The sequence below is a fragment of the Actinosynnema sp. NPDC004786 genome (assembly GCF_053601135.1).
The window spans coordinates 22,921-44,160 of record NZ_JBSGBG010000062.1 but is presented as its reverse complement, the minus strand read 5'-3'; the positions used below and the strand labels follow the sequence as shown (position 1 = coordinate 44,160).

Annotated in this window: 17 protein-coding genes; 9 read left to right on the top strand and 8 right to left on the bottom strand. The window is 72.3% G+C overall.

Annotated features, from left to right (window positions below):
- The first annotated feature begins 479 nt into the window (after positions 1-479).
- Positions 480-1,550, top strand: a complete 1,071-nt coding sequence (locus ACWEFJ_RS35590) for an epoxide hydrolase family protein (RefSeq protein WP_449716451.1) — start codon at positions 480-482, stop codon at positions 1,548-1,550.
- Here ACWEFJ_RS35590 and ACWEFJ_RS35585 read toward each other — a convergent pair.
- On the bottom strand, positions 1,547-2,131 hold the full coding sequence (locus ACWEFJ_RS35585; RefSeq protein ID WP_449716453.1) for a LysE/ArgO family amino acid transporter: 585 nt from the start codon (positions 2,129-2,131) through the stop codon (positions 1,547-1,549). The two genes, ACWEFJ_RS35590 and ACWEFJ_RS35585, sit on opposite strands and share 4 nt — an antisense overlap.
- Before the next feature lie 72 nt (positions 2,132-2,203).
- Between ACWEFJ_RS35585 and ACWEFJ_RS35580 the strand changes: the two genes are divergently transcribed.
- The 8 genes from ACWEFJ_RS35580 to ACWEFJ_RS35545 all read left to right on the top strand — a co-directional run bounded on the left by ACWEFJ_RS35580 (position 2,204) and on the right by ACWEFJ_RS35545 (position 11,728).
- Positions 2,204-3,064, top strand: a complete 861-nt coding sequence (locus tag ACWEFJ_RS35580) for a LysR family transcriptional regulator ArgP (RefSeq protein WP_449716452.1) — start codon at positions 2,204-2,206, stop codon at positions 3,062-3,064.
- A 148-nt stretch (positions 3,065-3,212) separates the two neighbouring features.
- A complete protein-coding gene (locus ACWEFJ_RS35575) occupies positions 3,213-4,607 on the top strand; it encodes a CBM96 family carbohydrate-binding protein (protein WP_449716450.1) in 1,395 nt (464 codons plus the stop codon).
- Positions 4,608-4,667: 60 nt separating this feature from the next.
- Complete coding sequence (locus ACWEFJ_RS35570; RefSeq protein ID WP_378090523.1) at positions 4,668-5,879, top strand: MFS transporter; 1,212 nt, start codon at positions 4,668-4,670, stop codon at positions 5,877-5,879.
- Positions 5,876-6,832 carry a TolB family protein gene (locus ACWEFJ_RS35565; RefSeq protein WP_378090516.1) on the top strand — a complete coding sequence of 319 codons (957 nt, stop codon included), beginning with the start codon at positions 5,876-5,878 and terminating at the stop codon, positions 6,830-6,832. Before ACWEFJ_RS35570 ends, ACWEFJ_RS35565 begins: the two co-directional genes overlap by 4 nt.
- Positions 6,833-6,862: 30 nt before the next feature.
- Positions 6,863-7,939: a pentapeptide repeat-containing protein gene (locus tag ACWEFJ_RS35560; RefSeq protein WP_449716449.1), complete on the top strand. Its 1,077-nt coding sequence runs from the start codon at positions 6,863-6,865 to the stop codon at positions 7,937-7,939.
- Positions 7,940-8,096: 157 nt separating this feature from the next.
- Positions 8,097-8,873, top strand: a complete 777-nt coding sequence (locus tag ACWEFJ_RS35555) for an HAD family acid phosphatase (protein WP_449716448.1) — start codon at positions 8,097-8,099, stop codon at positions 8,871-8,873.
- Positions 8,874-9,015: 142 nt separating this feature from the next.
- The gene (locus ACWEFJ_RS35550) at positions 9,016-11,397 is read left to right on the top strand and encodes a GH92 family glycosyl hydrolase (protein ID WP_449716447.1); all 2,382 of its coding nucleotides are present in this window, start codon (positions 9,016-9,018) and stop codon (positions 11,395-11,397) included.
- Positions 11,333-11,728, top strand: coding sequence for a ricin-type beta-trefoil lectin domain protein (locus ACWEFJ_RS35545; protein ID WP_449716446.1), 396 nt, complete (start codon positions 11,333-11,335; stop codon positions 11,726-11,728). Before ACWEFJ_RS35550 ends, ACWEFJ_RS35545 begins: the two co-directional genes overlap by 65 nt.
- Positions 11,729-11,806: 78 nt before the next feature.
- Here the strand turns inward: ACWEFJ_RS35545 and ACWEFJ_RS35540 are convergent, their stop codons facing one another.
- From ACWEFJ_RS35540 to mmsA, 7 genes are all read right to left on the bottom strand, one after another.
- The gene (locus tag ACWEFJ_RS35540; protein WP_378090508.1) at positions 11,807-12,622 is read right to left on the bottom strand and encodes a carbohydrate ABC transporter permease; all 816 of its coding nucleotides are present in this window, start codon (positions 12,620-12,622) and stop codon (positions 11,807-11,809) included.
- The gene (locus tag ACWEFJ_RS35535; protein WP_449716445.1) at positions 12,619-13,563 is read right to left on the bottom strand and encodes a carbohydrate ABC transporter permease; all 945 of its coding nucleotides are present in this window, start codon (positions 13,561-13,563) and stop codon (positions 12,619-12,621) included. The genes ACWEFJ_RS35540 and ACWEFJ_RS35535 overlap by 4 nt, the downstream gene beginning before the upstream one ends.
- Positions 13,560-14,846, bottom strand: coding sequence for an ABC transporter substrate-binding protein (locus ACWEFJ_RS35530; protein WP_449716444.1), 1,287 nt, complete (start codon positions 14,844-14,846; stop codon positions 13,560-13,562). Before ACWEFJ_RS35530 ends, ACWEFJ_RS35535 begins: the two co-directional genes overlap by 4 nt.
- Before the next feature lie 1,076 nt (positions 14,847-15,922).
- The gene (locus ACWEFJ_RS35525) at positions 15,923-17,044 is read right to left on the bottom strand and encodes a hypothetical protein (protein WP_378090502.1); all 1,122 of its coding nucleotides are present in this window, start codon (positions 17,042-17,044) and stop codon (positions 15,923-15,925) included.
- Between the two features lie 189 nt (positions 17,045-17,233).
- Positions 17,234-18,439, bottom strand: coding sequence for a C39 family peptidase (locus tag ACWEFJ_RS35520; protein ID WP_449716443.1), 1,206 nt, complete (start codon positions 18,437-18,439; stop codon positions 17,234-17,236).
- A 51-nt stretch (positions 18,440-18,490) separates the two neighbouring features.
- Positions 18,491-19,714: a multiple monosaccharide ABC transporter permease gene (gene mmsB / locus ACWEFJ_RS35515; RefSeq protein WP_378090498.1), complete on the bottom strand. Its 1,224-nt coding sequence runs from the start codon at positions 19,712-19,714 to the stop codon at positions 18,491-18,493.
- A complete protein-coding gene (gene mmsA / locus ACWEFJ_RS35510; protein WP_378090496.1) occupies positions 19,711-21,240 on the bottom strand; it encodes a multiple monosaccharide ABC transporter ATP-binding protein in 1,530 nt (509 codons plus the stop codon). The genes mmsB and mmsA overlap by 4 nt, the downstream gene beginning before the upstream one ends.

Below are 21,240 nucleotides of genomic sequence, written 5' to 3'. Positions count from 1 at the left end.
GCAGGCTCGGCGGGCGCTTTTTCCGCCGAGCCTGCCCGGCTTTGGCCTGCCTGTGGTGCCCGTAAGGGCCCCATGTCAAATCGAGCCGGTCAGGCCCACCACACGCCAACAAACAAAAACAAAAACAGAAACCCAAAAGCGTCCTCGCCGGACGGGCAGATCAGCAGGATGACGGGGTTCGTGCGGTCCGCTCCCGTACCAGCCGGAGCCGGACTCCGTGCCATCCCACCGACCTCCACAAGGGCTACCACACGCGTCAAGGGGGCGGCAAAGGAGCACAACGGGGCAATGCATGCACGCCGCCCCCTTGACGCGTGCGGTAGGGCTGCGCCAGGTCGGCGGGATGACACGAAGCCCTCCTTCATGGGGAGAAGCAAGGGCGTGAGGTCGGCGGTCGGGACGGGATGGAACGTTGGCACGGCCAACGAACACGGGCTACTGTTGGTCCGACCAACATTGGTGAGACCAACGGAGCAGTGATGATCACGCCCTTCACGCTGGACGTGCCGCAGGCGGAGCTGGACGACCTGGCCGGGAGGTTGGCGCGGACGCGGTGGCCCGACGAACTGCCGGACGCCGGGTTCGACTACGGGTTCCCCTTGGCCGAGGCGCGTGCGCTGGTCGACCGGTGGCGCGACGGGTACGACTGGCGGCGGCACGAGGCGCGGCTGAACCGGTGGCCGCAGTTCGTCACCGAGGTAGACGGTCAGCGCGTGCACTTCCTCCACGTCCGCTCGGACCGCGCCGACGCGCTGCCGCTCGTGCTGGTCCACGGCTGGCCCGGTTCGGTGTTCGAGTTCCTCGACGTCGTGGAGCCGTTGTCGCGGGACTTCCACCTCGTCATCCCGTCCATCCCCGGTTTCGGGCTGTCGGGTCCGACGACGTCGCGCGGGTGGGACGTCGGCCGGGTGGCGCGGGCGTTCGTCGGGTTGATGGCCGCGTTGGGTTATCGGCGTTACGGGGCGCAGGGCGGGGACTGGGGTTCCGGGATCGCCAGGGCGATGGCCGCGGCGGCGCCGGGGGACGTGGTGGGCGTGCACGTCAACTTCCTGCCCACGCCGCCGGTGGAGGGTGTTGCGCTGTCCGAAGAGGACGAGCGACGGCTGGAGAGGACCCGCGCGATCATGCGGAACCGGCCCGGGTACCAGGTGTTGCACGCGACGCGGCCGCAGACGGTCTCGTACGCGTTGACGGACTCGCCCGTGGGGCAGTTGGCGTGGATCGCGGAGAAGTTCGCCGAGTGGGCCGATCCGGCGTCGGGGATCGACGTGGACGTGGTGCTGACGCACGCGTCGCTGTACTGGCTCACCCGGACGGCGGGGTCGTCGGCCCGGTTGGCGCGGGAGTCGGGGATCGGGTCGGACGAGTGCCCCGCGCCGTTGGGCGTGGCGGTGTTCCCGCACGACATCGTGCTGCCCGTGCGCGCGCTGGCGGAGCGGTCGCACCGGGTGGAGCGCTGGACCGAGTTCCCGCGCGGCGGGCACTTCGCGGCCCTGGAGGCGCCCGACCTGCTGGTCGGGGACCTGAGGGAGTTCTTCGCCGGTCGCTAGAGGAGCAGCGAGACACCGGTCGCCGTGACGACCACGGCGACCGCCGCGTCCAGCGCCCGCCACGCCGAGGGCCGGGTGAACGCGCCGGACAGCCACCGCGCGCCGAAGCCGAGCGCGCTGAACCACAGCACGCTGCCGGCGACCGCCCCGGCCGCGAACCACCAGCGCTGGTCGCCGAACCCGGTGGACGCGGTGCCCAGCAGCAGCACGGTGTCCAGGTACACGTGCGGGTTCAGCCAGGTCAGCGCCAGGCACGTGACGATCGCCGCGCCCGCCGCCGGGCCCGCCGGGTCCAGGGCGGCCGGGCGCAGCACCCGCCGGGCCGCCAGCACCCCGTAGCCGACGAGGAACGCCGCGCCGACCCACCGCACGGCCGTCATCGCGGTGGGCCACGCGGTCAGCGCCGCGCCGACGCCGCCCACGCCCAGGGCGATGAGCACGGCGTCGGAGCCGGCGCAGATGGCGACGATCGCGGGCACCTGCCGGCGGAGCACGCCCTGGCGCAGCACCAGGGCGTTCTGGGCGCCGATCACGACGATGAGGGACAGTCCGGTGCCGAGCCCGGCGAGCAGCGCGTACATCACGCGGTCGACGGTAGGCACGGGCGTCGCGTAATCCCAGCTAACTTTTCTTCAGTATCGTTAGCGATCGTGATGCTCGATCCGGAGTCCGTGCGCACGCTGCTGGCCGTGGTGGACGAAGGGACGTTCGACGCCGCGGCGAAGGCGTTGCACGTCACCCCGTCCGCGGTGAGCCAGCGGATCAAGTCGTTGGAGCAGCGCACCGGCCGCGTCCTGCTGGTGCGCGCGAAACCCGCGCGGCTCACCGAGTCGGGCGCGGTGGTCGCCCGCTACGGCCGGCAGCAGGCCCTGCTGGACCGCGACGCGCGGGAGGCGCTGGGCCTGGTCGAGGATCCCACGCCGATCCCGGTCGCGGTCAACGCCGACTCGCTGGCCACGTGGTTCCGCCGGGTGGTGCGGGAACTCGCGGCCGACGACGGGCTCGTGCTGACCGTGCGGCGCGACGACCAGGACCACACGGCCGAGCTGCTGCGCCAAGGGCTCGTCGTGGGCGCGGTCACGTCGTCGCCCCGACCGGTGCAGGGCTGCGTCGCCCGGCCGCTCGGCAGCATCCGCTACCACGCCGTGGCCACCCGGGCGTTCGCCCGCCGCTGGCTCGCCGACGGCAGGCCGCTGCACGACGCGCCGGTGATCGTGTTCGACGAGAAGGACGACCTGCAGGACCGGTTCTGCCGCGAGCTGTCCGGCCGCGACGCCTCGGCCCGCCGCCACCACCTGCCCGACGGGCACGTGTTCGAGGACGCCGTGGTCGCGGGGGCGGGTTGGGCGCTGCTCACCGAGCACCAGATCGCCGCGCACCGCCGGCTCGTCCACCTCGCCCCCGACCGGCCGGTGGACGTGCTGCTGCACTGGCAGCAGTGGAAGCTCGACTCGCCCCCGCTCGCCCGGGTCGCCGACGCGGTGTTCCGCGCGGCGGCGGCCGAGCTGCACTGAACGGCCGGGACACCCGGTCGCCGACGCGCGGGTGAGCGATTCGCCGGGCGTTCACCGGCCGTCCGCCCGACCATCACCACGCAGTGTCCCCGCGTCCCTACTCTCTGCGAAGCCCTGATCGCCTCGTTCGAAGAACGAAGGGTTACGCATGTCAGCACGCAGAGCCCCGCTGGCGCTGCTCGCCATCGGCGCCGTCACCGCCGCCACCCTCACCGCCGTCGCTGCCTCCGGGCACGTGCCCGCCGCCTCGGCCGCCACCACCACCGTCACCCCGACCGCCGACACCCACGTCGACAGCTCCGCCGCCGCCACCAACCACGGGACCTCCGGGCAGCTCGGCGTGGACGGCTCGCCGACCAAGCGGGTGTTCCTCAGGTTCACCGTCTCCGGCGTCTCCGGCACGGTCACCGGGGCCACGCTGCGCCTGCACACCGACGACGTCTCCGGCTCGAACAGCCCGGCCGGCGGCACGGTCCGCGCCATGACCGACACCACGTGGTCCGAGACCGCCGTCACCTGGAACGACCAGCCCGCCGTGGACGGGGCCACCCTCGGCTCGCTCGGCTCCGTCTCCCGCAACGCCTGGTACGAGGTCGACGTGACCGCGCACGTGAAGGGCAACGGCACGGTCGCCTTCGGCATCACCTCCACCAGCACCGACGGCGCGGACTACGACTCCCGCGAGACCGGCGCCACCGCGCCGCAGCTCGTCGTCACCACCGGCGCCGCCCCGACCACCACCACCGCACCGCCCGGCGCCGACCCGGTGCTGGTCGGCGTCGGCGACATCGCGAACTCCGGCTCCGGCGACACCGCCACCGCCGCCCTGCTCGACGGCATCCCCGGCACCGTCTTCACCACCGGCGACAACGTCTACGACAGCGGCACGGCGTCGGAGTTCGCCACCTACTACGACCCGACGTGGGGCAGGCACAAGGCCCGCACCCGCCCGTCGCCCGGCAACCACGACTACGGCACCGGCGGCGCGGCCGGCTACTACGACTACTTCGGCGCGCAGGCCGGGCCGTCCGGCCGGGGCTACTACTCCTACGACCTGGGCAACTGGCACATCGTGTCGCTCAACTCCAACATCGGCACGGTGGCGGGCTCGGCGCAGGAGCAGTGGCTGCGGGCCGACCTCGCGGCGAGCACCAAGCCGTGCACGGCGGCGTACTGGCACCACCCGCTGTTCACCTCGGGCGCGAACCACGCCCCGTCCACCGCGACCCGGCCGCTGTTCCAGGCGCTCTACGACCACAACGCCGACGTGGTGATCTTCGGCCACAACCACCAGTACGAGCGGTTCGCGCCGCAGAACCCCAGCGGCGGCCTCGACACCACGCGCGGCATCCGCACGTTCGTCGCCGGCATGGGCGGCGCGAGCCACTACGGCTTCGGCACCATCCGACCCAACAGCGAGGTCCGCAACAGCACCGCCTACGGCGTGCTGAAGCTGACCCTGCGCAGCACGGGCTTCGACTGGCAGTTCGTGCCCGTGGCGGGCCAGACGTTCACCGACAGCGGCAGCACCGCCTGTCACTGACCCGCCCGACGCCGCGCCCGGTCGTCCCCCGACCGGGCGCGGCACCCCCGGAGGTGCGCCGTGTACCTGTCCACGATCACCCGCCCCAGGACCGCCGGCTGGAAGGGCGTGGGCGCGAACGTCCTCGCGCTCGGCGCGGTCAGCCTCGTCACCGACGTCTCGTCCGAGATGGTCACCGCCGTCCTGCCGCTGTACCTGGTGGTGGGCCTCCAGCTCAGCCCCGCCGCCTACGGCGTGATCGACGGCGTCTACACCGGCGCGACCACCCTGCTCCGGCTCGTGGGCGGCTACCTCGCCGACCGCACCGACCGGCGCAAGGGCGTGGCCGGGCTCGGGTACGCCCTGTCCGCCGTCGCCAAGGTCGGGCTGCTGCTCGCGGGCGGCTCCACCGCCGCCCTCGGCGCGGTGATCACGCTCGACCGGGCGGGCAAGGGGCTGCGCACCGCGCCCCGCGACGCCCTCATCACCCTCTCCACCCCCGCGGGCGACCTCGGGCGGGCGTTCGGCGTGCACCGGGCCATGGACGGCATGGGCGCGTTCGCCGGACCGCTCGTCGCCCTCGCCGTGCTCGCGCTGACCGGCGAGTCGTTCGACTCGGTGTTCATGACGAGCTTCTGCGTCGCCGCGCTCGGCGTGGTGATCCTCGTGCTGTTCGTGCGCGACCACCGCTCCCCCGTGGCGTCCCGGCCCGTGCGGCTCAGGGCGGTCGGCGGGCTGTGGCGCGACCGGGGCGTGCGGCGGGTCGTGCTCGCCGCCTCGCTGCTGGGGTTGGCCACGATCGGCGACGGGTTCGTGTACCTGCTGCTGCAGAAGCGGGAGGGCCTGGCGATCGGCTGGTTCCCGCTGCTGGCCGTGGGCACGAGCCTGGTGTACCTGCTGCTGGCCGCGCCGCTGGGCGCGGTGGCCGACCGGGTCGGCCGGCTGCCCGTGATGCTGGGCGGGTACGCGGCGCTGGGCGCGGTGTACCTGTTGCTGTTCGGGCCTCTGGGCGGCCGGCCGCTGGTCGTCGTCGTGGTCGTGCTGTACGGGGTGTTCTACGCCGCCACCGACGGCGTGCTGATGGCGTTGGCCGGCCCGCTGCTGCCGGAACGGCTCCGCACCACCGGCATCGCGCTGATCCAGAGCGGGCAGGCCCTGGCCTACCTCGGCTCGTCCGTGCTGTTCGGCCTCGCCTGGCAGTTCTGGGGACCCGAGGCCGCCACCCGCCTGGCCGCCGCGGCGGTCGCGCTCACCCTGGCCGCCACCGCCGCACTCCTGGGACGCCGATCATGACCACTCGGGCACGTCTGCTGATCACCGCGCTGGCCGCCGTGCTGCTGGCCGCCGTCGCGGCCGGGTACGCCGCGTGGTCCGGTCCCGAGCCCGGCGAGGTCGCCTCGACCCCGGTCGGCGGGCCCCGGCTGATGGTGCTGACCAACGGCCGGGTCTCCACGGTGTCGCGGTCCGACCCCGGCGGGCCGCGGGAGGTGGGCGAACAGCGGTGCGACCGCGTCTACACCGCCGGCGGGACGACGTCGTGCCTGCGGCCGGTCGGCGCGTTCGAGGCGGGTGGACTGGCCGTGCTGGACGCCGACCTGCGCGAGGTGCGGACCGTGCCGCTGACCGGGTTCCCGAACCGGACCAGGGTGTCGGCGAGCGGGCGGATGGTGGCGTGGACGCTGTTCGTGGACGGCCACTCGTACGCGGCGAACGGCTTCTCCACCACCACCGGCATCCTCGACACCCGGTCCGGGACGACGGTCGCCTCGCTGGAGGAGTTCACGTCCACAGTGGACGGCGTGGTGGCCTCGGCGGTGGACCGCAACTTCTGGGGCGTCACCTTCGCCGCCGACGACAACCGCTTCTACGCCACGATGTCGACCGGCGGCCACCGGTACCTGATGGAGGGCGACTTCGCCGCCCGCACGCTCCGGTCGGTCGCGGACGACGTGGAGTGCCCGTCCCTGTCGCCGGACGGGCGGCGCATCGCGTACAAGGCGGCGGTGAACGGCGACCCGAACCAGGGCTGGCGACTGTCCACGTTGGACCTCGACACGCTGGCGGTCACGCCGCTGGCCGAGGCGCGGAGCGTGGACGACCAGCCCGCGTGGCTCGACGCGGGCACGATCGCGTACGGCATCCAGCGCGACGACGGCGTCAACGACGTGTGGGCGGTGCCCGCGGACGGCACCGGGACACCGACCCTCCTCGTGCCCGAGGCGAACTCCCCCGCACCGCTCGGCTGACCCCGCCCGACCTTCGGCCACGATGTCGGCATGGACGAACATCCGATGCAGATCAGCCGCGCCGTCCGGGGGTTCCGGCCGGGGGCGCGGGGTCGGAAGGCGCTCGCGGCGGGGTTCCTGATCGCCGCGGCGGTGGGCCTGGCGCCCGAGCGGTGGTGGTGGGCCGCGACGGAGGTCGCGCGGTGGACGGGGCGGCACTGGCCCGCCGTGACGCTCGCCGTGGCCGCCGCGGTGCTGTTGGCGGCGGGCCGGGGACACGGACCGCGGACGGCGCTCGGCCGCCGACCGCGATTACCCGCCGTGCCGCTGGTCGTGCACGTCGCGCTGGTCATGGCCGTGACGGCAGCGGTCGCGGTGGGCGTCGGCGTGCTCCTGTGGCACGTGCTGGGCGGACCGGCCACCGTGCCGGAGCGGCTCGACGCGCTGAAGGTCGTGCTGACGGTCGTGGGCGGCATCGGGGCGGTGGTCGCGTTGACCGTCGCGTACCGGCGGCAGCGCCTCAACGAGGCGGATGCCCACCGCGAGGCGAGCAAGGTCCTGCTCGACCGCTACACCAAGGCAGCCGAGCTGCTCGGTGCGCCCGCCGCCTCGGTTCGCATCGCGGGCGCGTACGCGTTCGCGGCCCTGGCCAACGACGCGCCCGAAGCGCGTCAGGGCTGCATCGACGTGCTGTGCGCGTACCTGCGGCAGCCCTACGTCGCCGAACCCGGCCAGGAGCGCCAGGTGCGGCTCACGGTCATCCGGCTCGTCCGGGACAACCTGCACCTGCCCGACGACGACCCGCGCACCTGGCGCGGCCACGACTTCGACTTCTCCGGGGCGGTGTTCGACGGCGGCGACTTCGCCGGCGCCACGTTCGGCGGGGAGGGCCGGGTCGACTTCGCCCACGCCACCATCACCGGCACGCTGTCCTTCGAGTCCGCGACGTTCGCCGGCGGCACCGTCTCGTTCGCCCACGCCCGGTTCACCGGGGGCGGGCTCGCCTTCGCGGGCGCGCGGTTCAGGGGCGGTGAGGTGGACCTCCGGCACGTCGACCCGGAACACCCGCCGACCCTCTCCGGGCTCCCGCCCGCCGGCACGCGCGGGCTGCTCCTGCCGCCGACGTAGTGATATTCAGTTCACACTGAAGTTATCAAGGGTTTCACCTTCGTCGGATCGACCGGGTGACGCCCGACCAGGTGGTCCGACGGGCGGGGTGCGGGTGGCGGTGGTCGGCTGTCCGACGGCAGGTCACCACCCGTCCCGTCAGGCAGCAGGAGTCACCATGGCGCAACCCAGCCGCACCACCCGGTCGATCAAAGCAGTGGCGGCCCTGGTCGTCGGCCTCGCCTTCCTCGGCGGCGCGACCGGCACCGCGGCGCCCGACCGCACCGCCCAGGCCCTCGGCGAACCGGCCAACCTCGGGTTGGCCAAGCGCGACGTGGTCCAGTACTACCGGGGTTGGCGGGACGCGCAGGGGCACAACCACCACTCCGCCGACAGCCCGTGGGGGCACGACACCGAGTCCGAGATCGACCGCGCGCAGTCCTACCTCGCCGCGCGGCTCGGCGCGGGGGTGGACCGGCCGGCGATCGTGCTCGACATCGACGACACCTCGGAGATCACCTACGGCTGGCAGGCCGACAACGACTTCGGCTTCGACCGGGCCAAGCAGCAGGCCGCGATCGAGCAGGGCGTCTTCGAGGTGATCGAACCGACCCTGGACCTGGCCCGCTGGGCCGACGAGCGCGGCGTGCGGGTGTACTTCATCACCGGTCGCCGCGACACCCTCGCCGGGCCGTCGGTGCGCAACCTCGAACACCACGGCTACCCCGTCGCCGCCGACCGGGTCTACTTCAAGCCCACCTCGAACCCGGCCCCCTACCTGACCTGCGGGCTCTCCTGCCGGGTCGGCGAGTTCAAGGACCTGACCCGGGCCCACATCCAGGACGACCTGGGCGACACCATCGTGCTCAACGTCGGCGACCAGCACAGCGACTTCGACGGCGGCCACGCCGAGCGCGAGGTCAAGCTGCCCAACCCGATGTACCACGTGGCCTGACCCGGTGCGCCGGCGTCGTCCCTCGGGACCACGCCGGCGCACCGGCGTTCGCCCGCGCAGCGGGTTCCCGGTCCGACCCCCCGGTGGGAGAATGGGATCTTGACAACGTTGTCAAGCCTCCTACCCTGCCGGAGGTCCCACGATGCGTCTCCGCTCCGCGGCCGTCGCCGCGCTCACCCTCGCCGCGCTCGCCGTCCCCCTGCACGCCGGCCCGGCGCACGCCGCCCCGGATCCCGACCGCCAAGCCGTCGCCGACCCCGCCCAGCACGTCAACCCGTTCGTCGGCACCAAACCCGGCGGCCCCGACTTCGGGCACGGCGGAGGCGCGGGCAACACGTTCCCCGGTGCCGTCGCGCCGTTCGGCATGCTCCAGTGGAGCCCCGACACGGTGACCCACCAGCACGGCGGCTACCACTACGACGACAACCGCATCCGGGGCTTCAGCCTCACCCACCTCTCCGGCCCGGGGTGCAGCGACTTCGGCAACGTCCCGTTCATGCCGTCCCTCGGCACGTCGCCGGCGGCCTACTCGACCTTCGCCCACGCCGACGAGCAAGCCTCCCCCGGCTACTACTCGGTCCGCTTCGACAACGGCATCCGCACCGAGCTGACCGCGAACCAGCGCTCCGGCGTCGCCCGCTTCACCTACCCGGAGGGCCGGCGCGCGTCGCTGACGGTCGACGCCGCCCGCGCGTTCAACGCCGCCGCCGGCTCGATCACCATCGGCGCGGACAGCCTGTCCGGCTACACCGACAGCGGCGGGTTCTGCGGCACGGGCAACCGCTACCGGCTGCACTTCCACGTCGCCTTCGACCAGCCGTTCGCCTCCACCGCGACCATCGCCGACGGCCTGGTCACGCCGGGCGGCCGGGTGGTCGAGGGCAGCGGGCGGGGCAGCGTGCCGCCCGCGCCGAAGACGGCCGGGAGCCAGGCGCTGCCCGCGCCGTCGGCCACGACCGAGGACGTGCGGCCGTTCGCCGCGTCGGCGTTCGTGTCGTTCGCCTCCACCACCGTCACGGCGCGGATCGGCATCTCGTTCGTCAGCCTCGACAACGCCAGGGCCAACCTCGCCGCCGAAACCGGTTCCCGGTCGTTCGACGAGGTGCGCACCGCCGCCCGCGCCGCGTGGAACTCCTGGCTGGGCCGCGTCGACGTCACCGGCGGCACGACGGCGCAGCTGGCCACCCTCTACACCGCGCTGTACCACTCCCTGTTGCACCCCAACGTCTTCAGCGACGTCAACGGCCAGTACGCGGGCTTCGACCGGCAGGTCCACACCACCACCCGCACCCAGTACGCGAACTTCTCCGGCTGGGACGTCTACCGGTCGCAGATCGCGCTGATCGCGCTGCTGGGGCCGGCCGAGGCGGCCGACATCGCGCAGTCGGCCGTCAACCAGGCCGCCCAGGGCGGCTACTTCGACCGGTGGACGGTGGCCAACGGCGGCACGGGCGTGATGAACGGCGACCCGATGGCGATCATCGTGTCGACCGCGCACGCGTTCGGCGGCACGGACTTCGACACCGCGGACGCGTTGCGCCGCGTGGTCGCGGGCGTGGACGACATCCGCCAACGCCCGGGGTGGTTGCAGTACAACAACTACGGGTACGTGCCGACCGGCCTGGGCGACGTGTGGGGCTCGGCCGCGACCACCCTGGAGTACACCAGCGCCGACTTCGCCATCTCCCAGTTCGCGGCCAGGCTCGGCGACGCCGCCACCGCGGAGCGGTTCCTGCGCCGGGCGCAGAACTGGCGCAACCTGTTCAACCCGGGCAGCAGGTACGTGCAGCCGCGCGACGCGAGCCTCACGTGGCCCGCGTTCAGCCCGACGCAGGAGAACGAGTACGTCGAGGGCAACGCCGCGCAGTACACGTGGATGGTGCCCTACAACCACCGCGGCCTGTTCGACGCCATGGGCGGCAACGCGGCCGTCACGTCCCGGCTGGACACGTTCTTCACCGAGCTGAACGCCGGGTCGAAGAAGCCGTACGCCTACCTGGGCAACGAGCCGACGCTCAACACGCCGTGGGCCTACGCCTACGCGGGCGCGCCGCACAAGGCGCAGGACGTGGTGCGGCGGGCGTTGACGTCGATCTTCGCGCCGACGCCCGAGGGCCTGGTGGGCAACGACGACCTGGGTGAGATGTCGTCGTGGGCGGTGTGGGCGGCGCTGGGCCTGTACCCGCAGGCGCCGGGCCGGGCGGAGCTGGTGCTGGCCAGCCCGCAGTTCCCGGCCACGACCATCCGACGCGGCAACGGCGTGACCATCGCCCGTCACCGCGCCGAACGCCTCCGACAGCGCCAGGTACGTCCAGTCCCTGCGGGTGGACGGGGTCGGGTCGTCCCGGCCGTGGCTGCCCGCGTCGTTCGTCGCCCGGGGCGGCACGCTCGACTTCACCCTGGGCACGACGGCCACGACGTGGGGCAGCGCCGCGGTCGACGCGCCGCCGTCGTTCGACGTGGGCCCGAACCCGGCCCGGTCGGGCGCGGTCGTCGGGTTGGCGGGCAAGTGCCTCGACGGTGATCCCGGCGGACCCGCCGACGGCGCGGTGGTGCGGCTGTGGGACTGCAACGCCTCGGCCGCGCAGCAGTGGACCCTGGCGCCCGACGGCACGCTGCGGGCGCTGGGCCGGTGCCTGGACGTCAGCGGCAGCGCGCGGACCAACGGGGCCAGGGTGCAGCTGTGGACGTGCAACGGGACGGGCGCGCAGCAGTGGTGGCCGCGGGGCACGGCGCTGGTGAACACGCCGTCGGGCAGGTGCCTGGACGTGCCGAACAGCACCACCGCGAACGGCGTCCAGTTGCAGATCCACGACTGCAACGGCACCGGCGCGCAGCAGTGGCGGCTGCCCTGAGGGCGCTCGGGGAGTAAATTGGCCGGTCGCCACGGCTCTCCCATCACGTGGCGACCGGCCTTTGACACCGCGAGGCGGCTACTTGACACCGCCTGCGGTCAAGCCCGCGATGATCCTGCGCTGGAACAACAACACCACCACGACCAGCGGCACGGTCACGATCACGCCGGCGGCCATCTGCGTGCCGAACGGCTGGTCGAAACCGTACGCCCCGGTGAACCGGGAGATCGCGACGGTGGCGGTCTGCATCGAGCTGTCGTTGACCATGGACAGGGCGATGATGAACTCGTTCCACGCCGCGATGAACGTGATGATCGCGGTGGTGAACACGCCGGGCGCGGCCAGCGGCAGGATCACCTTGCGGAACGCCTGGCCGCGGGTGCAGCCGTCGATCATCGCCGCCTGCTCCAGCTCCTCGGGCATCTGCCGGAAGAACGCGGTCAGGTTCCACACCGCCAGCGGCAGCGCGAACGACAGGCTCGGCACGATCATCGACTGGTAGGTGTTGATCCAGCCGATGTCGGTGAACAGGGCCAGCAGCGGCACCAGCAGGGAGATGCCGGGGAACATCGACGTGGCGATGATCAGCGCCGCGACCAGGTTCTTGAACCGGAAGTTCAGCCGGGCCAGCGCGTAGGCCGCCGACACGCCGATGATCAGCGTGAGCACCGTGGTGGTGCCCGCGACGACCAGGCTGTTGAGCAGCGACCGGCCGAAACCGACGCCGGGCGCGAACACCGCCGTCAGGTTGTCGAGCGAGAACGGCGCGGGCAGCGGCGTCAGCTCGAACTGGTCGGACGGGCGGCGGAACGCCGAGACCGCCATCCAGTAGAACGGCGCCAGGCAGTAGACCAGGATCAGCAGCAGGCCGCCGAACGAGAGCACGCGCTTCACTTGCGCCCCCTCTCCCGGGCCGCGCCGATCACGTCCGCGCCGAGCAGCCGCACGAACACCAGCGCGGTGATCGCGACGTAGGCGAACAACACCGTCGCGTACGCCGCGGCCGGTCCGAACCTCAGGCTCGCGGCCTCGTCGAAGGCCACCATGGACAGCGTCTCCACCGACTCCTTGCGGCTGCCGATCAGCACGAACGGCAGGTCGAACATGCGCAGCGCGTCGAGCACCCGGAACAGCACGGCCACCAGCAGCGCGGGCTTCACCAGCGGCAGCGTGATGCGCCAGAACTGCCGCCACGGCGACGCCCCGTCGACCCGGGCCGCCTCGTACACGTCGTTCGGGATGATCTGGAGCCCGGCGAGCACGAGCAGGCCGACGAACGGCGCGGTCTTCCACACGTCGGCGAGGATGACCGCGAACTTCGCCTGCCAGCCCTCGGTGGTCCACAGGACCTGCTGCCCGATCACCGCGTTGGCCACGCCGTCGGCCTGGAAGATCCAGCGCCACAGCAGCGCCGACACGGCCGTGGGCACGGCCCACGGCACCAGGATGCTGGCCCGCACGACGCCGCGCCAGCGCAGCGCGTGGTGCATCACCAGCGCCATGGCGACCCCGATGAGCACCTCCAGCGCGACCGTGACGAGGGTGAACACGGTGGTGTTGCCGAAGGCGTTCCAGAACCGGGCGGCGGACTCGCCGGCGAAGATGGCGGTGTAGTTGTCGAGGCCCACGAACCGCGAGCCCTCCACCACGAAACCGCTCTCGTCGAGGTCGGTCCCCTCCCGGAACACCGACTCGCGCAGCGCCGCGACCAGCGGGTACCCGACCACGAGGCCGAGCACCACGAACGTGGGCGACAGCAGCGCCGCGGCGAGTCGCCCCGCTCCCGAGGTCGCGCCCTTGGCACGACCCCGGGAGCGGTGGGCGACCGCCGTCACTTAAGGAGCTCCGACAGCTTGGCCTGCAGGTCCTTCAGCGCCGCGTCGCTGGTCTTCTCCCCGGTCAGCGCGGCGTAGGCGGCCTCCTGGATCGCCTGGGTGACGTCGCCGTAGCGGACCGCCTGCGGGCGCGGCTTGGCCGACAGGATCGACTCCTTCAGCGTCGGCAGGTACGGGAACTTCGTGATCAGCTCGGCGTCGTCGTACAGGCTCGCCAGGGTCGGGGCCTGCGAGGTGGCCAGCAGGTTGGAGCGCTGCGCGGACTCGCTGGTGAAGAACTTGATGAAGTCCAGCGCGGTGGCCTTGTTCTTGCCGAACGCGGAGATGGCGAAGTTGTGGCCGCCGAGCGTGGAGCTGCCGGGGCCGTTGACGCCGGGCAGCGGCGCGACGTCGAACTTGCCCGCGACCTGCGAGGAGCCGTCGGTCTTGCCGGCGAGGTTCCACTGGTAGGGCCACTGGCGGTGGAACAGCAGCTCGCCCGCCTGGAAGGCGCGGCGGCCCTCCTCCTCCTTGTAGGTGATGGCCTTCTGCGGGATGACGCCCTGCTGGAAGCCGGTGACCAGGGTGTCCAGCCCGGCCTTGGCCTCCGGCGAGTCGACCACGGGCTTGCCCTCGGCGTTCACCACGTCGCCGCCCGCGGAGTGCACGGCCTCGTCGAAGTTGACCGTGAGGCCCTCGTACTTCTCGAACTGACCGGCGTAGCAGCCGATCTCGGGCTGGGTCGCCTTGACCGCCTGGCAGGCGGTGGTCAGCTCGGCCCACGTCTTCGGCGGCTTCAGGCCCGCCGCGTCGAGGAGGTCCTTGCGGTAGTAGAGCAGGCCGCCGTCGGAGTACACCGGCACGGCGTAGAGCTTGTCGCGGTACTGCGCCGTCTTCACCGCGGGCTGGAGGAACTTGTCCAGCTCGAACTGGTCGGCGGGCAGCTCGACGACCCAGCGGTTGGCCGCGAACTCGGCCGTCCACACCACGTCGAGGTTGAGGATCGTGTACGCGTCGGACTTGACCTGCGCGTTCTGCACCATCTGCTGGCGCTGGGCGTCGGCGGACTCGGGCAGCTCGATGATCCGGACCTGCTCGTTCGCGTGCGAGGCGTTCCACTCGTCCACGAGCTTCTGCATGTTGCCCGACGTGTCCTTGCCCGTGGCGAACGTGACCTCCCCCCGACCTTCGAGCGCACCGCCGGGCTGCTGGCCGCCTTCGTCCCCTCCGCTGCCGCACGAAGCGAGGAGGACTGCCACGCCCAGCGCCGCGGTCGCCCGCAACGCCGTTGTCCGAACGCCCATCACCGAAACTCCCATTCGTTCACTCTTGCTCTGTCAAGCGGACCGGGGCGCTGCCGCGGCGGTCGACACCGCCCGGCAACGCCGCTCCCCGGTCGCCGTTCGCGACGGCCGGCGGGACCGTCGCGGTGCGGGCGAACCCGGTGCCGGGTCGCCGCGCGGAGGTGGGGCCACCGTCCACAGCGGAGGGCGGCGGTGAGTGGTCGGAACCCGTCACCGCGACGTCCGTCCCCTCTCGGCGCGCTGCACCGTGCACACCTACCGCACGGGGGTGGGCCGATGCGATCACCATGTCGGGGAGAACTTCGGGGTCCAGCACGTCTCGATTCGTCGCGCCGGCGGCCCACCGACCCGGAAACGGCTCACGTACGAGCCCTGCGCGGTCGGGCGATGGGTGGTCGGCCCGGTGACGAACGTCAGGTCGCGGCCCGTGCGCGGGCAACGCGACCCGCGAGTGGCCGCCGACTGCGGTCCGGTGGCGAACGTCGGCCCCCGGACCGCGCGCGGGCAACGCGGTCCGGAGGTGGCCGGGGACGGGCACGGCGGCCCGGTGACGGGAGTCGGGGCGCGGACCGCACGCGGGCGACGCGACCCGCGAGTGGCCGGCGACGGGCGCGGCGGCTCGGCCGCGGGCGTCGGGGGGCGGCGCGGGGCGGGGGTCGGGCGCGGTCGGGTGGGAGGGCGTGGCGCGCAGCGCCACCTGGCGGATCGTCACCGGACCGCCGGGACGCGCCATGGTCTGCCCCCTCCCCCCGGCTCGGGCTGGTTCCCTGCTCCCTCGAACGGTTACGCACCGCACCCGGTTGGACACTTCGACGGGCGTTCAACCGCTCAAAATCGGCGGTACTGTGTCGCGGGCCACAGCACTGTGTCAAGGAGTGGGACGGGTGCGTGACCGGACCGCAACTCTTTCGCACCCTGGTGCCGCAACGACGCGGGGCGCGTGGTCCAGCCGTTCACACCTCGGAGCCGGGGGGTGGCGAGGTCGGGCGTCACGCCGAGGAGGTGGGCGGGCCCGGGGCAGGCGAGGCGGGACCGGCGAGGCCGGGGACGGGCAGGCCCGCCCCCGGCCGCCTGGCTCAGCAGATGCTCTGGCTGCTGTTGACGAGCGTGTTGTTGCGGAAGACCGTGTTGTCGCCGCACGGGCTCTCGCGGATCGACGAGTTGGTCACGGTCAGGTTCTGGATGTAGATGTCGCGGTTGTTGGGGAACTCGCTGCGCGCGGCGAGCCGGATCTCGCCGCCGCCGGACACCGTGCCGCCCTGGCCCGCGACCGTGACGTTGTAGCAGTTCTCCACCAGGATCGCGTTGTTGCCGGTGTTCGCCACGTCGATCCGGTCGATCACCAGGCCGCCGCTCTCGGACACGCAGAAGATGCCGCGGCCGCCGCCGCGCGCCTTGACCGTGCCGACCCGGATGTTGGTCGGGTAGCTGCTGCCGATGCGGCCGTTGCGGTTGGCCGTGCGGAACGCGGCGTAGCCGGTGCCCGCGCCCGCGTTCTCCGCGTCCACCGTGCCCACGGTGGCGTTGATGGTCTGGTTGAGCAGCAGGCCGGACTCGCCGACGCTGCGCGCCACCACGGTGCCGATGGTCAGGCCGTCCACGCCGTAGGTCTCCACGGCGTGCGAGCTGGCGCCCTGCACGTAGGCGTAGTCGAGGCGGATGTTGCGGCTCCACTGGCTGGTGTCGCCGCGGTTGTCGATGCGCACGCCCAGGCCCCGGGACAGGCGCATGGTGACCGTGCCGATCACCACGTTGGTGACGTTGCGCATGAAGATGCCGTACACGGGGGTGCCGGTGACGGTGAGGTTCTGGACCTCGATGTCGCGGACGCCGCGCGCGTAGACGGGGGCGTAGTCGCCGGAGCCGGACCCGGTGACGTCGATGGTGCCGCACACGTCGAGCGCGGTGTAGCTGCGCATCGAGTAGCGCTCGCCGGCGGGGATGGAGCCGGAGGCCCGAACGACGATCCGCTCCTTGGAGGTGCGGTTGGCGGTGAGGCTGTCGTTGGCCGCCTGCATCGCGGCACGCAGGCTGCTGCCGGTGTAGACGGTGCTGCCGCCCCGGCGCGCGGTGAAGCTGCTGCCGGAACCGGTCACCTCGGCGTGGTAGGTGCCGTCGCCGCAGGCCGCTTGCGCCTCCGGTGCGGTGACCTGGAGCAACGCCGCTGTCAACGCTGACACGGCGAGGAGTGCCTTCATGGGGTGATCTCCTGGAGTGGTAAGCGCTTTCCTGGTGGCGGCGGAGATCGGAGCGGTGGTCGTTTGGTGGTGTCGCGCGGGAGGTGCGCGGCCCGTCGAGGGACGTGACGGGCCGCGCACCAGAGTCTATGGGAGCGTTCCCAACGCAGTCGTAGTGAATCCGATGCGGGGCCGCGCCGTCAAGACCCCTCAGCGGGTGATGAGGTAGGCGATGCCGCCCGAACCGCCGCCGACGGAGCCGTCCGCGAGGTGGCGCCGGGTCCGCAGCCACACCGTCTCGAACTGCCGGCGGTCGTAGACGCGGCGCACCGCGTCGTTCGACGGCGAGGCGGGGTCGTTCGCGATGACGTCGCCGTCCCCGGTGAACCCGACGACCACCATGATGTGCCCGGCCGTGCCGTAGCCGGCGCCGTCCAGTTCGTCCTCCCGGAACGACTGCGAGGTGATCACCGGCACGCCGCGGGCGATGTGCCGCTCCAGTTCGGACAGCGAGCGCAGCCGGGTGACGTGGCCGCGCAACCCGAAACCCGCCGCGTACGCGGTGTTGAACGGCCAGTTGCCGGCGCCCCCGTAGGCCCGGTCGTAGGTGTGCCGGGCGGCGTGGTCGACGGCCGGGTCCGCGTGTCCGGGGTCCACCCAGGACAGATCCTCGGCGCTCGGGCCGCGCCCGTAGTACTCGACGACCATCTCCGTGGACGTCGGGCTGCACCACGCCTCGCCGCCGCCGTCGTACTCCGGGTAGTGGCCCTCGTGCACGTTCTGCGAGTAACGCGGCACGGGCAGTTCGATCCCCCTCGCCACGCCCGGCGCGCTCGCGGGCACGGTGAAGCGGTCCGGCACGGCGGAGGCCATCGCGCCGGCCATGCGCAGCAACGGGGACGCGCCGCCGCCCGCCAGGCGGTAGAGGGTGACGCGGAGCCGGTAGGCGCGCAGCGGCCGGGCGGCGAGGAAGGTGTCCACGTCGACCGAGCCGTGCTCGTCGGCCTGGCCGGGGACGCTGGTGCGGGCGATGTCCCCGTCGCCGGAGGCCCACCGGCCCATCACGTACCAGGGCGTGTCGTCGCCGCGCAGCTCGACCTGCAGCCAGGTGCCGGGCGGGGTGTCGGCGTTCCAGGAGGCGACGGCCTGGGTGGCGGCGAAGCCGGTGACCCGGCGCGGTGACGTCCACCGCGCGTACTCGTAGCCGTCGAGGACCCCGACGGGGTGGTGGATCGCGAGCCCGCCGGGCACGGGCGCGGTGCCCTCGTGCGCGCCCTCGGCGAGCCGCGCGGCCCGCCATTCGTGGTAGTCGACGTGCGCGCCCTCGGCCACCGCGGCCGGGGCCGAGGTGAAGCCGAGGGCGAGCACCGCCGACAGGACCGACACGACCCGGCCGCGGGGGCCACGAGCACTCATGTGGGAAAGTGTCGCGTCAGTCGAACACTTTGTAATCAACCAACAGGGTGGTCACGCCCGGCCGCGGCGCTTGGTCCACACGTCGTAGGCGACGGCGGCCAGCAGCACCAGGCCCTTGACCAGCATCACCCGCTCGCTGGGCGCGCCGATCAACGACATGCCGTTGTTGATCACGCCCATGATCAGGCCGCCGGTGATCGCGCCGACCACCTTGCCCACGCCGCCCTGCACCGCCGCGCCGCCGATGAACGCCGCCGCGATCGCGTCCAGCTCGAACGCGTTGCCCGCGGTCGGGCCGGCCTGGTTGAGCCGGCCCGCGAAGATCACGCCCGCGAGCGCGGCCAGCAGGCCCATGTTCACGAACACCCAGAACGTGACCTGCTTGACCTTCACGCCGGACAGCGTGGCGGCCTGGAGGTTGCCGCCGATGGCGTAGATGTGCCGGCCGAAGACGGACTTGTTCGCCATCACCGAGTAGCCCATCGCCAGCACCGCGAGCAGCACGAGCACCCACGGCAGGTTGCGGAACCGGGCCAGCTGCACGACCACGGCCAGCACGATCACCGCGGCCAGCGCGATCTTGGCCACGAAGATCCCGAACGGGTCCACGACCTGCCCGTAGCCGAGCCGCGCCTTGCGCTTGCGCCACTCGTTGACCGCGAACCCGACCACCACCGCGACCCCGACCAGCAGGCTGACCAGGTCCGCGCCGCCCAGCGGGCCGAGGCCCACGTTGCCCAGGTAGCCCTCGGTGAAGCCGTTGGCCAGGGTGCGGATCTCGTCCGGGAACGGCCCGATGCCCTGGTTGCCCAGCACCGTCAGGGTCAGCGCCCGGAACACCAGCATGCCCGCCAGCGTGACGATGAACGCCGGGATGCCGAAGAACGCCACCCAGTAGCCCTGCGCCGCGCCGATCACCGCGCCCGCGAGCAGCGTGATCAGCACCGCGAGCGGCCACGGCAGGTCCATCTGCACCGTCAGCACCGCGCAGATCGCGCCCGTCAGCGCCACCACCGACCCGACGGACAGGTCGATGTGCCCGCCGATGATCACCAGGATCATGCCGATGGCCAGGATCAGCACGTACGAGTTCTGCACGATGATGTTGGAGATGTTCTGCGGGGTCAGCAGCGCACCGTCCGTCAGCACCGTGAACAGCACCACGATGAGCGCGAACGCCATGTAGATGCCGGACTGCCGCAGGTTGATCGTGAACCGCCGCTGCGGCGGGCCGGCCTGGGTCGCCGCCGGCGTGGCGGCGGTCTTGGTGGTCATGAGGTCTGTCCCTGGGTCATGTGGTGCATCAGGCGTTCCTGGGTCGCTTCCGCGCGGTCCAGCTCACCGGTGATCCGGCCCTCCGACAGGGTGTACACCCGGTCGCACAGGCCCAGCAGCTCCGGCAGCTCGGACGAGATGACCAGCACCGCGCGGCCCTGGTCGGCCAGGTCGTTGATGATCGAGTAGATCTCGTACTTGGCGCCGACGTCGATGCCGCGGGTCGGCTCGTCGAGGATGAGCACGTCCGGGTCGGTGAACATCCACTTCGCCAGCACGACCTTCTGCTGGTTGCCGCCCGACAGCGACGCGGTCGGCGTGGCGACGCTGGGCGTCTTGATGTTCATCGAGCGCCGGTACCGCTCGGCGACCGCGTGCTCCTCGTTCTCGTTCACCCAGCCGCGCGGCGCGAGCTTGTGCAGCCCGGCCGCCGACACGTTGAGCTTGACGTCCTGGATCAGGTTCAGCCCGTACCGCTTGCGGTCCTCGCTGACGTAGGCCAGGCCGTTCTCGATGGCCTTGCGGACGGTGCGCGTGTCGATCTCCCGGCCGTCCTTGACGACCCGGCCCGACACGCCCACGCCGTAGGACCGCCCGAACACGCTCATCGCCAGCTCGGTGCGGCCCGCGCCCATGAGGCCCGCGAGGCCGACGATCTCGCCGCGCCGCAACGACAGCGTGGCGCGGTCGACCACCACCCGGTCCGGCTGGGACGGGCTGTGCACGGTCCAGTCCTCGATCCGCAGCACCTCGTCGCCGATCTTCGGCGTGCGCGGCGGGAAGCGGTGCTCCAGGTCGCGGCCGACCATGCCGGAGATGATCCGCTCCTCGCTCACCTCGCGGGCGGGCGCCAGCGTCTCGATGGTGCGGCCGTCGCGCAGGATCGTGATGCTGTCCGCGATCCTGGTCACCTCGTTGAGCTTGTGCGAGATGATCACCGAGGTGATGCCCTCGGCGCGCAGCCCGTCGAGCAGGTCGAGCAGGTGCGCGGAGTCGTCGTCGTTCAACGCCGCGGTCGGCTCGTCCAGGATCAGCAGCTTCACGTCCTTGGCCAGCGCCTTGGCGATCTCCACGAGCTGCTGCTTGCCGACGCCCAGGTCGTGCACGGGCGTCGTGGGGTTCTCGCGCAGGCCCACGCGGGCGAGCAGGGCGCCCGCCGCGTGGTTCGTGCGGTTCCAGTCGATGAACCCGCGCCTGGCGCGCTCGTTGCCGAGGAACAGGTTCTCCGCGATGGAGAGCTGACCGCACAGCGCCAGCTCCTGGTGGATGATCACGATGCCGCGCCGCTCGCTGTCGCGGACGCCGCCGAACGAGCAGGGCTCGCCCTCGAAGACGATCTCGCCCTCGTACGACCCGTGCGGGTGCACGCCGGAGAGCACCTTCATCAGCGTGGACTTGCCCGCGCCGTTCTCACCGCAGATCGCGTGGATCTCACCGCGCCGCACGGACAGCGTGACGTCGTGCAGCGCGGTGACCCCGGCGAACCGCTTGGTGATGCCGCGCATCACCAGGATCTCGTCGGACAT

Bases quoted from the DNA above. Each gene is read 5' to 3' on its own strand.
- ACWEFJ_RS35525 (WP_378090502.1), bottom strand. From the start codon at position 17,044: ATGAAGGCACTCCTCGCCGTGTCAGCGTTGACAGCGGCGTTGCTCCAG.
- mmsA (WP_378090496.1), bottom strand. From the start codon at position 21,240: ATGTCCGACGAGATCCTGGTGATGCGCGGCATCACCAAGCGGTTCGCC.
- ACWEFJ_RS35575 (WP_449716450.1), top strand. From the start codon at position 3,213: ATGTCAGCACGCAGAGCCCCGCTGGCGCTGCTCGCCATCGGCGCCGTC.
- ACWEFJ_RS35590 (WP_449716451.1), top strand. From the start codon at position 480: ATGATCACGCCCTTCACGCTGGACGTGCCGCAGGCGGAGCTGGACGAC.
- ACWEFJ_RS35555 (WP_449716448.1), top strand. From the start codon at position 8,097: ATGGCGCAACCCAGCCGCACCACCCGGTCGATCAAAGCAGTGGCGGCC.
- ACWEFJ_RS35585 (WP_449716453.1), bottom strand. From the start codon at position 2,131: ATGTACGCGCTGCTCGCCGGGCTCGGCACCGGACTGTCCCTCATCGTC.
- ACWEFJ_RS35580 (WP_449716452.1), top strand. From the start codon at position 2,204: ATGCTCGATCCGGAGTCCGTGCGCACGCTGCTGGCCGTGGTGGACGAA.
- ACWEFJ_RS35565 (WP_378090516.1), top strand. From the start codon at position 5,876: ATGACCACTCGGGCACGTCTGCTGATCACCGCGCTGGCCGCCGTGCTG.
- mmsB (WP_378090498.1), bottom strand. From the start codon at position 19,714: ATGACCACCAAGACCGCCGCCACGCCGGCGGCGACCCAGGCCGGCCCG.
- ACWEFJ_RS35560 (WP_449716449.1), top strand. From the start codon at position 6,863: ATGGACGAACATCCGATGCAGATCAGCCGCGCCGTCCGGGGGTTCCGG.
- ACWEFJ_RS35550 (WP_449716447.1), top strand. From the start codon at position 9,016: ATGCGTCTCCGCTCCGCGGCCGTCGCCGCGCTCACCCTCGCCGCGCTC.
- ACWEFJ_RS35530 (WP_449716444.1), bottom strand. From the start codon at position 14,846: ATGGGCGTTCGGACAACGGCGTTGCGGGCGACCGCGGCGCTGGGCGTG.
- ACWEFJ_RS35520 (WP_449716443.1), bottom strand. From the start codon at position 18,439: ATGAGTGCTCGTGGCCCCCGCGGCCGGGTCGTGTCGGTCCTGTCGGCG.